At 64.1% G+C, this 12,405-nt stretch carries 10 protein-coding genes and 1 tRNA gene; 7 read left to right on the forward strand and 4 right to left on the reverse strand.

The window, feature by feature from the left end:
* Positions 1-87: 87 nt before the first annotated feature.
* From XM53_RS09010 to XM53_RS09015, 3 genes are read left to right on the forward strand one after another with little or no spacing between them, the layout of a single operon-like run.
* Entirely contained in the window at positions 88-390 is a 303-nt protein-coding gene (locus XM53_RS09010; protein ID WP_057792492.1) for a DUF3489 domain-containing protein, read from the forward strand.
* Positions 380-790, forward strand: a complete 411-nt coding sequence (locus tag XM53_RS22435) for a DUF2924 domain-containing protein (RefSeq protein WP_082630866.1) — start codon at positions 380-382, stop codon at positions 788-790. The genes XM53_RS09010 and XM53_RS22435 overlap by 11 nt, the downstream gene beginning before the upstream one ends.
* A complete protein-coding gene (locus XM53_RS09015) occupies positions 787-2,427 on the forward strand; it encodes a recombinase family protein (protein ID WP_057792494.1) in 1,641 nt (546 codons plus the stop codon). The genes XM53_RS22435 and XM53_RS09015 overlap by 4 nt, the downstream gene beginning before the upstream one ends.
* A gap of 172 nt (positions 2,428-2,599) precedes the next feature.
* Here XM53_RS09015 and XM53_RS09020 read toward each other — a convergent pair.
* Together XM53_RS09020 and XM53_RS09025 are read right to left on the reverse strand one after the other, a co-directional pair.
* Positions 2,600-2,674, reverse strand: a tRNA-Gln gene (locus XM53_RS09020).
* A gap of 95 nt (positions 2,675-2,769) precedes the next feature.
* Positions 2,770-3,273 carry an SH3 domain-containing protein gene (locus tag XM53_RS09025; RefSeq protein WP_057792496.1) on the reverse strand — a complete coding sequence of 168 codons (504 nt, stop codon included), beginning with the start codon at positions 3,271-3,273 and terminating at the stop codon, positions 2,770-2,772.
* Positions 3,274-3,378: 105 nt separating this feature from the next.
* On the opposite strand from XM53_RS09025, the gene XM53_RS09030 reads away from it, so the two are divergent.
* From XM53_RS09030 to XM53_RS09045, 4 genes are all read left to right on the forward strand, one after another.
* On the forward strand, positions 3,379-4,365 hold the full coding sequence (locus XM53_RS09030) for a 2-hydroxyacid dehydrogenase (RefSeq protein WP_057792498.1): 987 nt from the start codon (positions 3,379-3,381) through the stop codon (positions 4,363-4,365).
* Between the two features lie 35 nt (positions 4,366-4,400).
* A complete protein-coding gene (ggt, locus tag XM53_RS09035) occupies positions 4,401-6,191 on the forward strand; it encodes a gamma-glutamyltransferase (RefSeq protein ID WP_057792500.1) in 1,791 nt (596 codons plus the stop codon).
* Positions 6,192-6,278: 87 nt separating this feature from the next.
* Complete coding sequence (locus XM53_RS09040; protein ID WP_144435498.1) at positions 6,279-7,985, forward strand: hypothetical protein; 1,707 nt, start codon at positions 6,279-6,281, stop codon at positions 7,983-7,985.
* Between the two features lie 152 nt (positions 7,986-8,137).
* On the forward strand, positions 8,138-10,645 hold the full coding sequence (locus XM53_RS09045) for a GcvT family protein (protein WP_057792505.1): 2,508 nt from the start codon (positions 8,138-8,140) through the stop codon (positions 10,643-10,645).
* A 192-nt stretch (positions 10,646-10,837) separates the two neighbouring features.
* On the opposite strand, the gene XM53_RS09050 is transcribed toward XM53_RS09045, so the two are convergent.
* Positions 10,838-11,584 carry a GH25 family lysozyme gene (locus XM53_RS09050; RefSeq protein WP_057792507.1) on the reverse strand — a complete coding sequence of 249 codons (747 nt, stop codon included), beginning with the start codon at positions 11,582-11,584 and terminating at the stop codon, positions 10,838-10,840.
* The gene (locus tag XM53_RS09055; RefSeq protein WP_057792510.1) at positions 11,581-12,240 is read right to left on the reverse strand and encodes a DUF938 domain-containing protein; all 660 of its coding nucleotides are present in this window, start codon (positions 12,238-12,240) and stop codon (positions 11,581-11,583) included. Before XM53_RS09055 ends, XM53_RS09050 begins: the two co-directional genes overlap by 4 nt.
* Positions 12,241-12,405: the final 165 nt, after the last annotated feature.

Consider the following 12,405-nt stretch of genomic DNA (forward strand, 5'->3'; position numbering starts at 1 on the left):
CCCGCGTCAAGATCTCGGCCCGGACCTCCGGGCTCTGCCTGGTAGCAGGAGTGTCACGCTCCTCGAACTGAGCAAAAGGAGATCATCATGACCGCACAGCAATCCCAAAAGCCGAAGAAGACAACGGCAGGCAAAGCCAGGGCAACGAAGAAAGCGCAGCTGATCCGGATGCTGCAAAGCAGGACCGGGTCCGACATCGGGGCGATCAGCAAGAAGCTGGGCTGGCAGAGCCATACGACGCGCGCCGCGCTCACCGGCCTGCGGAAGGCAGGCTTCGAGATCGCGGCAACGAAGTCGGAAAACGGCAAGCCGACGCTCTATCGCATCGCGGCGGAGCCTGACGCCAAACGACAGACCTCCGGTTCTGCGGAGATCGTCCATGCCGGGTAAGCCGCATCCGGCGCGAGACGACGTCAAGGCGCGTTGGGAGGAGATCTTCAGATCTCCTCCTCCGCCGTATCTCTCTGTGGCCTTCATGGAGAGGGCGCTGGCCTATGAGCAGCAATGCCGGCGCCACGGAGGATTATCCGCGGCGACGGGCAAGACCTTGGCACGTATTGCTGAAGGTCAACCGGTTGCAGAGGCCTCGCGGCGCACTCTCAAGCCCGGAGCCCATCTCGTTCGGGAGTGGAACGGCCGGACCTATCAAGTCGAGGTGACGGACAAGGGCTTCCGTCTGGACGGTCGCAGCTGGAAATCTCTCTCGGCCATTGCGAGGCATATCACCGGAACCAACTGGTCCGGACCGCGCTTCTTCGGTCTCAGTTGCGGGGCAGGGGGCAGCGCATGAAGAAGATCCGCTGCGCCGTCTATACCCGCAAGAGTTCCGAGGACGGGCTGGAGCAGGAGTTCAACTCGCTCCATGCCCAGCGGGACGCGTGCAGCGCATATATTGCCAGCCAGAAGCATGAGGGCTGGGTAGTGCTGCCCGACGCCTATGACGACGGTGGTCTCTCCGGTGGCTCTCTCGAGCGTCCGGCGCTGCAGCGCCTGATGGAGCATGTGCGCGAGGGCAGGGTGGATCAGATCGTCGTTTACAAAATTGACCGGCTCACACGGTCGCTCGCGGACTTCGCGAAGATCGTCGATGTGCTGGATGACGCCGGTGCCTCTTTCGTCTCGGTCACACAGTCGTTCAACACCGCCACCAGCATGGGACGGCTGACGCTGAACATGCTCCTGTCCTTCGCCCAGTTCGAGCGTGAGGTGACGGCGGAGCGGATCCGGGACAAGATTGCGGCGTCAAAGCGCAAGGGTCTCTGGATGGGCGAGCAGGTTCCCATGGGCTACGACCCAGATGGCCGGACGCTGAAGATCAATGAGGCAGAAGCCGCTACGATAAGAACGCTTTATGATCTCTACGAACGCCTTGGCACGGTCCGCGCTGTCAAGGACAAGGCAGACCGGCTGGGATTCAGGAGCCGACGCCGCACGACCACGTCCGGACAAGTCACGGGCGGCAATCCCATCGACCGCGGTCACATCCATCACATCCTGACCAACCCGATCTATGCCGGACGGATCCGGCACCGCGACAAGGTCTTTGAAGGCGCTCATCCTGCCATCGTCGAACCGGCCAGTTGGGACAAGGTGCAGTTACGGCTCCAGGCAGGCGCCGCCCGCAGTCGCCGCTCTTCAACGGCCAACCGCAAAAGCCGGCTTTGTGGCAAGCTCTTCGACGACACCGGGGATCGTCTCACGCCGTCGCATTCGAAGACGAGGAAGGGCGTGCGGCTGAGGTATTACATCTCGCATCGGCTGGTCGCGCAGGCGGGAGAGGCTCATTCTGATGCGTGGCGTCTGCCTGCCGAGGACCTTGAATCTAAGGTCGCCAAATTAGTCCAGATGATGCTTGCCGAGCATGGCTTCTCGACGAAGCTCGTGCGGGGCGCATCCGCTGATGCCATCGGTCGCCAGGCCGCAACGCTGGCCGCTCATGCCGCCGGTGCAGACCCCGCGACGCTTCTCGGCTTGGTGGGGCGGATCGACATCATGCCCGGACAGCTTGACCTGCGGCTTGGCGCCGGGACCCTGGCCGAGCTGCTCGGCATCGATCCGGACGATCTCGATCGAACCAACCTCGACCGATCCTTTCCGTTCCAGTTGCGGAAGCGCGGGGTGGAAACGAAGATCGTCCTCAACGATGCCCCGACAGGGACAGATGACACTCTGATCCGCAACATCGCGAAGGCGCATGCCTGGTTCGAGAGGATCAAGGAGGGCGAGACGGTCTCGGAGATCGCCGCCAACGAAGCCACTTCAAAGCGCCGCATTCAGCAACTGGTCGGCCTCGCCTTCCTCGCGCCCGACATCGTTCGCGATACACTTGAAGGTCGGCAACCGCTCGGCTTCACATCCGAGTGGTGCCTGCGGCATGACCTGCCGTCAGACTGGGCCGAGCAGCGCCAGCTTCTGGCGACTCTCTGATCCCTGTCTTCTCAACCTCGTATGGCCAAAACGGCGACCTGAGACTTTGCCGTATTTGCCGGCCAATTGCGCGGCTCATTCTGGTCTCAGGGAACGCGGCCGTCCCGCAAGGCTTTGAAACCACGGCAGAATGCCGAGTCTACTTTGCATGGTCTGGATAGCGGGAAGTGCGTGGCTGGGGTGGTAGGATTCGAACCTACGATACACGGTACCAAAAACCGATGCCTTACCACTTGGCTACACCCCAACGGTGCCGCGCTAATTACTCTGCTCTCGGGCGCGGTTCAAGGCCCGAGATGAATTTATTTGACCGATTAATGTCGATTGTTCTGCCGGGCGGAATCACTCGAGAATTTCGCCAGGCTCCACGCCCCAGAGAGCGGTCTTGCGTGCCCAGCCACGATAGCCTCCGGCCATCAGTCTGCACCAGTCGAGCGCGCATTCGTCGATCCGCGCGACAACGCCCATTTCCAGCTGGGCAATCGTCATCGAGTCCGGGTCCGGCTTGGAATGAAGGTCGATCAACTCGTCTTCGACGATCACGGTACGGGTCCCGGACAAAAGAGAGTAGTGGATCCAGCCGCCCTGGCCGTCGCGGTCGCGCACCCGACGCCAGTGCCCGTGCTCGGCAGTGATCTCCAGTGGCAGATCCCGGCGCTTGAACACCCAGTCGATGCGGTGTGTCAGGCTGGGTCCGCGGCGCACATTGCCCTCGGCGGCTTTCATAGAAACGAAACGCGGCAGGGGCAGGTTGGTCACAGGCCCGCGCTCTGTTTCCTGTGCGAAGGCGGGGCAACCCAGCACCGCAATCAGCGCGGCACCGATCAAGGCGGAAAACCGTTTCATGGCGTCACTACTGCTCACTCATCTGACCCGGGGTTCTTGTGCCCCGAGGCGTCCTGCGTCACTGTACAGAAGAAAGCGCATTATGGAAGACGGGGGAGACGCTTCATGCCATCTGGTCGACTGAGTGTTGTCGTAACGCGACGCCTGCCGGACGTCGTAGAGCGACGGATGCAGGAACTGTTCGACGTCACGCTGCGCGAAGATGACAAGCCGATGAGCCGCGAGGCGCTGGTCGAGGCGGTCAAGACGGCAGATGTGCTTGTGCCGACGCTCAGCGACCAGATTGACGGCGGGCTGATCGGGCAGGCGGGCGAACGGCTGAAGTTGATTGCGAATTACGGCGCGGGGGTGGATCATATCGACGTCCACACCGCCCGGCAGCGCGGCATCCTGGTATCGAACACGCCCGGCGTACTGACCGATGACACCGCCGACATGACCATGGCCCTTATCTTGAGTGTGACCCGGCGCATCCCCGAAGGGCTTTCGATGATGCAGAAAGAGGACTGGCCCGGCTGGTCGCCCACCGCCATGCTGGGCGGGCGCATCGCGGGACGGCGGCTTGGCATCCTTGGCATGGGCCGGATCGGGCAAGCGGTGGCGCGGCGGGCGGCGGCCTTTGGGATGCAGGTGCACTACCACAACCGGAATCGGCTTCGGTCCGAGATCGAGGACGATCTGTGCGCGACCTACTGGGAAAGCCTTGACCAGATGGTGGCGCGGATGGACGTACTTAGCGTCAACTGCCCGCACACGCCGTCGACGTTTCACCTGATGAACGCCCGGCGCTTGAAACTGATGAAGCCCGACGCGGTGCTGGTGAACACCAGTCGGGGCGAGGTGGTGGACGAGAATGCGCTCACGCGGATGCTGCGGGCCGGAGAGATCGCCGGGGCGGGGCTGGACGTTTACGAAAACGCCGGCGCCATCAATCCGCGCCTGCGCGAGCTCAAGAATGTCGTCCTGCTGCCGCATATGGGCTCGGCCACGGTCGAGGGGCGGCTGGAAATGGGTGAGAAGGTTTTGTTGAACATCAAGACCTTCGACGATGGACACCGTCCGCCGGACCAGGTCGTGCCGTCGATGCTGTAACCGCCCGCCGGGGCGAGAAATGCCGGAGTATTGCAATGCGCCTTTTGCTTGCCAGCCTTGTTTTGTCTGTTGCCCCCTGTCTGGCCGGGATGTCGGTGGCACAGCAGGTTGCCGACGAGGTTCAGCCCGAGGGCGCGGGCGCAGGCGCGGTCAGCACGTCCGCTGCCGTTGCCGCCGCGCTCAAGGCCAAGGAGGCGGGTCGAGCCGTCGAGGCGCAGAACTGGATGGTGGCCGCGGCCAACCCGCTGGCGGTCGAGGCCGGAGCGCAAGTCTTGCGCGACGGCGGCACGGCGGCGGATGCGCTGGTAGCGGTGCAACTGGTGCTGGGCCTCGTCGAGCCGCAAAGTTCCGGTCTGGGCGGCGGAGCTTTCCTGGTGTGGTACGACGCTGACAGCGGGGAATTGACGACGCTAGACGGGCGGGAAACGGCGCCTCTGGCTGCTACACCCACGCTGTTTCAGGACGATGCGGGTAAGCCCCTTTCATTTTTCGACGCGGTGGTCGGCGGGCGGTCGGTGGGTGTGCCGGGCACCCCTGCATTGCTGGCGGAAGCGCATTCGAAATGGGGGCGTGCCGCATGGGACAGCCTGTTTGCAGAGGCGATCACGCTTGCGGAGAACGGGTTCGAGGTGTCGCCGCGCCTGGCCGCGATGGTGGCACAGGATGCCATCCGACTGTTCCGCTTCGAGGCGACGCGCGATTATTTCTTCCCCGGCGGCCAGCGCATTCGACCGGGCGAACGCTTGAAGAATGCAGCCTATGCGGACACCTTGCGTCGCTTTGCCCAAGAGGGTGCCGCGCCGTTCTACACGGGTGATATCGCTGCCGACATCGTAACGACCGTGAGGCAGGCAGAGGGCAATCCCGGCGTCATGGCTGCGGTCGATCTTGCGATTTACCGCGTCAAACAGCGTGACGCGGTCTGTGCGCCCTATCGCGGTTTCGAGGTGTGCGGCATGGGCCCGCCGTCCTCGGGCGCGCTGACCGTGGGGCAGATCCTGCGGCTTTTGGCACCCTACGACATCGGGGAGATGGGGCCGGACAGCGCTGAGGCGTGGCGGCTGATCGGCGATGCCAGCCGGCTGGCCTTTGCCGACCGGGGCCGTTACATGGCCGACAGCGATTACGTGCCGGTGCCGGTGAAGGGGCTGCTGGACGCGGGCTACCTTGCGGAGCGTGCAGAACTCCTGAAGCGAGACACGGCCTTGCCGGACGTCGAAGCCGGAGAGCCGGATTTCGATCATGCGCGTGCTTGGGGGGACGATGCCTCGATCGAGCTTCCCTCGACGTCGCATGTTTCGATTGTGGATCGGTTCGGCAACGTGGCCTCGATGACCACCACGATCGAGAACGCCTTCGGCTCGCGGCTGATGGTGCGGGGGTTCCTTTTGAACAACGAGTTGACGGATTTCTCGTTTGCCAGCCACGAGGATGGTCGCCCCATTGCCAATCGGGTGGAGCCCGGCAAGAGGCCGCGTTCGTCGATGGCGCCGACCATCGTAATGAAGAATGGCGCACCTGTCTTGGCCGTGGGCAGCCCGGGCGGCAGCCGCATCATCGGCTACGTGGCAAAGACGATCATCGCGCATCTCGATTGGGGGCTGGACGTGCAGGCGGCGATTGATATGCCTCACCTTGTCAACCGCTTCGGTGCCTTTGACGTCGAGGTTGGAACGGCCGCAATGGACCTGCTGCCAGACCTGGAGGCAATGGGTTTCGAGATGGCGCCGCAAGTGCTGGTCTCCGGCCTGCACGCCATTTCGCTCGGAGAGACATTGCAAGGCGGGGCCGACCCGCGGCGCGAGGGCATCGCGCTGGGCGAGTAGGACGCGCCGGGAAATCGCCCCGCAGCCATCCCAATCCTGCCCGAATTGGCTGGCATGTCCTGTCGCAAACAGTTTGCGGAGCAGGGCATGATAAACGCGTATTCCATCGGGTTCGTTCTGACCGCCGGGACCATCCTGGCCGGTGTCGATTACTACGACCAGTCGAACAGGGCGGGCTTTTCGTTGGGCCAGATGACGCCCGGCGCGTATATCGAGACCATTCCGAACAGGTTCAGTTCCGCCAAGGAAGAGAAACTGTCCGACCTTGCCGAACGCGAGCGCAAGAGCCGCTGGCGTCAGGGTGGCTTGGCTTACCTGCCCGAGGCGCCCGAGGGATGGGAACGGCGTGCCCTGCTGGAAGGCGACGACAGTGCGATCCTGCCGCCCGAGGCGATGCTGGACGGGGACATGAGCAACTCCGCCGGCAAGGGTTTCTTGCAGCAGATGGAGGCCCGCGATCACGTCAAGCAGCTGAAGGAACGCGCCACGCGGTCGTGGATCTATCAACGCGGCACTGAGACCGTGTTCGTTGAGGTGCGCTTGGTGGAACGGCCCAGTTCGAACTCTCTTATAGGGATCGTGGCCAGTGCAATGGACGGTGTCATGATGGACGCCTTCGACCGCAACGTGGGATACGGTGTGACCGGCGGTTTCGGACTGACCGAGAAGCTGGGGCATGATGGCGAGCGGCCCTATCATTTTCGCTATCTGGAAGGGTCGATCGGGTTTGGACACGAGGTGCATCTGCGCGTTCACGCCAACGCGTCGCGCGACGCCACGCAGGAAATCCTGAGCCGGATCGACTATGACGGCCTGAACGACCTGCTGCCGCGCCCTGTGCCCAGTGTCGGCAACGACGCGACACTGCCCGACGATATCGACCCGGTGGCTCTGAGCGTGGAATTGCGCCGTCTTAAATCGGAGTTCCTGGGCCTGCGGGCGCTGGAAGCACAGTACAAGATCGAGAACATCGATACCGGAGCCATGGTTCTGAGCGCCTATTCGATGCGACTTGGCGGCATGGGCGGTGACGTGGACATCACTGGCGGCAAGGTCACGGACCTGAGCGGGCTGATCGAACTGGGTTACTATCGCGGGCGCGAAGCCGTGATGGCGGGCAAATCCGCCGAAGAAGTGCAGGCGGACGTCAAACAGATGGTCGACACCGTGATGATGGTGGCCGACGCCGAGACCGCCGCTGCCGCCGCCCGCGCCGCAAATGCGCCCGAGCCGGAAATGTCGCCCGAGTTGCGGGCAGAGCTTGCCGCGCTCAGCGGGGCCACCGACATGCCGCTCGGCACCGGGCAGTCGTCGAATGCGCAAGACACCGCGGTGATCGCCGCGGCCAATCGGGCGCGGGACATGGACGCCTCATCGGGCGGCAAGATCCTGATGCAGGTCGACGAGGAAAGCAGCGACCGCGATGCCGGGTTGATCTTTTCCAGGCCCATCGACCTTGTCGAGTTCGAGACGTTCCGCGCGGCCCGCAATGCCACGGACGAGGAGATGGAGATGGGCATGGCCATCGCCGCCAGCGGGTTCGAGCGCAAGCATGATCTGCCGCAGGGAAGCTGCAGCTTTGACATGGGCGCGCTGCGGCTGGAATGCGACACGTCGAAGGGCGTGCAACCCAGCGGCCTGCTGTCCAAGCTGATCGACCAGGTCACCGGTGGCGAGGAGGGCGCATCGCTGACGCCTCAACCCACGGAACCGGCGGCCAAGCCCAAGCGGCTCGAATTGTCCAGCGGCAGCGCCAAGTCAGGCCAACGCTGCGTGGGAAGTTTCTGCGACTAGACCAGAGCGGTCTTAACGAAACCTGAACGCGTCGTGCCCGAGTATGGGCGCGGCGCGTCGTTTTTGTTCTGTGACATGTCGGATGGACCCGCCGCATGTTTACAGGCGTGATACAACGCACGCCAGCAGACCTGCCAAGGGAGTCGGATGGCATGAAAACCCAAGTCAAAGCACTGATCGTCGGCGGCGGTGCCGTCGGGACCTCGATCGCCTATCATCTGGCCCGCGCAGGTTGGGAAGATGTCATGTTGATCGAGCGTGACGAGCTGACCTCCGGCTCGACCTGGCACGCCGCGGGCCTGCTGCCCTATTTCAACATGTCCTATGCCACGACGCATATTCATGACTACTCGATCAAGTTCTACAAGACCCTCGAGGAAGAGACCGGGCTGAACGCCGGCTTCTCGGTCGTGGGCAACCTGCGCATGGCCCAGAGCAAAGAGCGTATGGATGAATATATGCTTTACGCCTCGACCGCCGAGACCTGTGGCGTGCCCTATGAGTGGATGACGCCCGCGCAGATCAAGGAGCGGTGGCCGCTGGTCAATACCGACGACCTGGAAGGCGCGATCTATCACCCGACCGACGGCTATATCAACCCCGCCGACGTGACCATGGCGATGGCCAAGGGCGCTCGCCAACGCGGCGTGATGATCGAGCGCAAATGGCAGGCCGACGGCTTTGAATGGAAGGGCGATCACTGGGACGTGACGCTGACCAAGATGGTCGAGAAGGGCGGCAACCTCGTTCCCTCGGACGAGCAGATTGTGGTTTCGGCTGAACATGTTGTGACCGCCAGCGGCAACCACGCGCAGCGCACCGCGCGGATGCTGGGCATCAAGATGCCGGCGATCCCGGTGGAGCACCAGTTCATCGTGACCGAGCCCGATGCCGAGCTGGTCAAGTACCGCCAGGAGGGCGGCGAGGAGCACCCGGTTCTGCGCGATGCCGACGCCAAGTGGTACGTGCGCGAAGAGCGTGGCGGCTGGATTCTCGGGCCCTACGAGTTGAACGCGCCGGCGCGTTTTGAGTACTCGGTGCCGGATACGTTCCGCGCCGACCTCTTCCCGCTTGATCTGGAGCGGATCGAGGAAGAATACATGTCGATGATCCACCGGATTCCGTCGACGGAAACCGTTGGTTTGAAAGACGATTACAACGGTCCGATCTGCTATACCCCCGATGGCAACCCGCTGGTTGGCCCCGCGCCGGGGCTGCGCAACATGTGGCTGGCCGAAGGCTTCAGCTTTGGCATCACCGCCGCCGGTGGCACGGGCTATTACCTCGCGCAGCTGATGGTCGAGGGCGAGGCCGAGATCGACATGGCGAGCCTCGATCCCAAGCGGTATTCCAGCAATTGGATGACGACCGAGTTCGCGGCGCGCAAGAACGAGGAAGCCTACGAGCACGTCTACATCCTGCACCACCCGGACGAGGAGCGGCCCGCCTGCCGCCCGCTGCGCACGGCGCCCGCCTACGACCGGCAGAAGGCGCGTGGCGCGCAGTTCGGGTTCGTCAACGGATGGGAAAGACCCAACTATTTCGGGCCCTTGGATGCGCCGGACAGCTTTGACCACGACGCGCGGTCGTTCCGACGCGGCGGCTGGTGGGAGCACACCAAGGCCGAGGCAGAGGCGGTCCGTAACGGCGTGGGCCTAATCGATGCAACCGCATTCACCAAGCACGTGGTGAAGGGGCCGGGGGCGACGGCGTTCCTGGACTGGTTCACCTGCAACAAGCTGCCGAAGGTGGGGCGGATCAATCTGACCTATGCGCTGACCGCGATGGGCACGACGCGCACGGAATACACCATCGTGCGCGAGGCCGAAAACCAGTATTACTGTGTCTCCGCAGGGGCTTGGACCGAATACGACGCCGATTACCTGCGCAAGGCAGCCGAGGAGAAGGCCGAGGAATTCGGGTATATCGAGATCCAGGACGTGACCACGCAATGGGGTGTGTTCGCCATCGCGGGGCCGAAGTCGCGTGACGTTCTGAACGAGGTCATCAAGGATGCGGATCCGGCTACGGCATTGAGCAACAAGCGTTTTCCGTGGCTGTCCTGCCGCGAGATCGAGCTGGGGATGTGCCCGGTGAAGGCGATCCGCGTGGCTTATACCGGCGAGCTGGGATGGGAGTTGCATCACCCGATAGAGATGCAGAATTACCTGTTCGACCTGCTGGAAAAGGCGGGCGAGAAACATGGCATGAAGCTGGTCGGGGCACGGGCGCAGAACTGGTTGCGGCAGGAGAAATCCTATCGCGCCTTCGGCAACGAGCTGGGCCGCGACGCGACCCCGCTGGAGGCCGACCTGCCGCGCTTTGTCGATCTGGATAAGGACTTCCACGGCAAGGATAAATTGCAGGAAACGGGTGTGCGCTCGAAATGCTGCACGGTTCTGATCGACGGGCCGGAGGATGCCGATCCGTGGGGCCGCGAGGTGCTTTACACCGAGGATGGCACACGCGTCGGACGGCTGACCTCGGGCGGGTATTCGGTGCATTTCGGCAAGTCGATCGGGATGGGCTATGTGAAGCCCGATCTGGCGGTGGAAGGCACCAAGCTGAAGGTCAAGATGTTCGACACGCTGTGGGACGCGACCGTGACCTGCGACAGCCCGTATGACCCGAAAAACGAGACCATCCGCAAGGATGGGTGAGGGGCCGCGACTCAAGGTGTTAACGGCCTGAAACCCGCGTCGGTATCACGTCGGTATTCAAGGCGTAACGCGTCGGTGCCATGTGCCCGGCGCGTTTCTTAATGGAGCGTTCGGGGCGGGCTCGTGCGTTTCGCTCTGGAGGTCCCGGGTCAGGCCCGGGACGGGGGCTTTGGGGTATGGGGCGTGTGGGCGTCAGCGGGTGCGCGCCCGAAGCCAGCGTTGCCAGGTGGCGCGGTTGCCGGCGAAGACGTTGATGTCGACCCCGCCCGCCACGCCGGGCACGACGCCGGTGCCGGTATATTGCCAGAAGCTCCAGCTTTGGCCGGGATAGGTGGTGGCGAGCGTGCGGGCGGTGGAGCGCAGCCAGAATTCCTCGTTCAGCTGGCCGATGCCGGTCTGGCGGTAGAATTCCAGCGTGGTGTAGATGATCGGGCGCTGGCCGTAGTGACGTTCCAGGATGTCCATGAAGACCCGCGCCTGGCGGCGCACCTCGGCGCCCGGCGGGCGGGTGGTGCAGGTGGGCGAGTAGGGGTTCCATTCCAGGTCGATCACCGGGGGCAGGGCGCCGCCTTCGCGCGGGACGTTGCGGATGAACCAGCGGGCCTGCACCTCGGGCGGGGTGCAGAAATAGTAGAAGTGGTAGGCGCCGCGCCGAACGCCCGCCTGCGCCGCACCGGCCCAGTTGCGGGCGAACTTGGGGTCGAGCCGGTCGCCGCCCTCGGTTGCCTTGATGAAGGCGAATTCGATGCCGGACTGTGCAACGCGGCCCCAGTCGATATCGTTCTGGAAGCGGGCGACGTCGATGCCGTGGATGTCGTAGTTCCAGGGCGGCGGGCCGTCCCAGTCGACCGGATCGTTGTCGCCGAAACGCGGCCCGGCGCAGGCAGAGGTCAGGGTGAGCAGGCAAAGGGCCAGCGCGGCGACGAGAAACCGGATCATGACGTCTCCTGTGATCGTACCATTACAAGGGCCAGGTTGTTGGCCGGCATCTCGATGCGCGCGATGACGTCCAGCCCTGACTCGCCCGACCAGCGTACCATGTCGGCGTCGTTCTTGTAGCCCGCTTCGGGATGATCGGCGCGGATGGCGGCATCGAAACGTGCGTCGCCGTCCGAGGTGGCCTTGCCGTCGCGCAGGAAAGGGCCGTAGACGATGAAGCGGCCATCCGGGGCAAGCGCCTGCGCGGCCTCGGCGATGAGCGTGCGGGCGGCATCGGTCGGGATCAGGTGCAGTAGATTGACCAGCAGGACGAGGGCGAAGCCTTTGTGGGTGCCGGACCAGCCGGCTTGCGTGGCGTCGAGTCGCAGAGGGGGCAATATAGCACCCTTGGGCGCATCGGTGGACCAGGCGGCGATGGAGGCGAGGCGGTCGTCGGTGATGTCGCTGGGCTGCCAGGTGAGGCCGGGCAGGTGGGTCGCGAAGTGCGTCACGTGCTGGCCGGTGCCGCTGGCGATTTCGAGCGCGGTGCCGGAGGCGGGCGCGTGGGCGCGCAGCAGGTCGAGGAGCGCGTCCGCGTTGCGCTCGGCGGCGGGCGCGTGCAGGCGGGCGCCTGCGCCCTTGTGGGCGACGGAGATGCGGGGCGGGGTGTCTGTCATGGGGGACAGTTGGGCGCGGATCGCGGTGCGGTGCAAGGGGGATTTTGAGGGTGAGAGGTCCCGGGTCGGGCGCGGGACGGGGGGAGCGCAGGTGGCAGGGGGTATCGCAATGTGGGTGCAAGCGTGAACGGCGCGTGGGTTGTCACCCACCAAAGTGGTGGGTTG

The sequence above is a fragment of the Roseovarius atlanticus genome, assembly GCF_001441615.1.
GTDB classification, from domain to species: domain Bacteria; phylum Pseudomonadota; class Alphaproteobacteria; order Rhodobacterales; family Rhodobacteraceae; genus Roseovarius; species Roseovarius atlanticus.

Excerpts from the sequence above, each read along its gene's own strand:
- XM53_RS09010 (WP_057792492.1), top strand. The coding sequence starts at position 88 with ATGACCGCACAGCAATCCCAAAAGCCGAAGAAGACAACGGCAGGCAAA.
- XM53_RS22435 (WP_082630866.1), top strand. The coding sequence starts at position 380 with ATGCCGGGTAAGCCGCATCCGGCGCGAGACGACGTCAAGGCGCGTTGG.
- XM53_RS09015 (WP_057792494.1), top strand. The coding sequence starts at position 787 with ATGAAGAAGATCCGCTGCGCCGTCTATACCCGCAAGAGTTCCGAGGAC.
- XM53_RS09025 (WP_057792496.1), bottom strand. The coding sequence starts at position 3,273 with ATGAAACGGTTTTCCGCCTTGATCGGTGCCGCGCTGATTGCGGTGCTG.
- XM53_RS09030 (WP_057792498.1), top strand. The coding sequence starts at position 3,379 with ATGCCATCTGGTCGACTGAGTGTTGTCGTAACGCGACGCCTGCCGGAC.
- ggt (WP_057792500.1), top strand. The coding sequence starts at position 4,401 with ATGCGCCTTTTGCTTGCCAGCCTTGTTTTGTCTGTTGCCCCCTGTCTG.
- XM53_RS09040 (WP_144435498.1), top strand. The coding sequence starts at position 6,279 with ATGATAAACGCGTATTCCATCGGGTTCGTTCTGACCGCCGGGACCATC.
- XM53_RS09045 (WP_057792505.1), top strand. The coding sequence starts at position 8,138 with ATGAAAACCCAAGTCAAAGCACTGATCGTCGGCGGCGGTGCCGTCGGG.
- XM53_RS09050 (WP_057792507.1), bottom strand. The coding sequence starts at position 11,584 with ATGATCCGGTTTCTCGTCGCCGCGCTGGCCCTTTGCCTGCTCACCCTG.
- XM53_RS09055 (WP_057792510.1), bottom strand. The coding sequence starts at position 12,240 with ATGACAGACACCCCGCCCCGCATCTCCGTCGCCCACAAGGGCGCAGGC.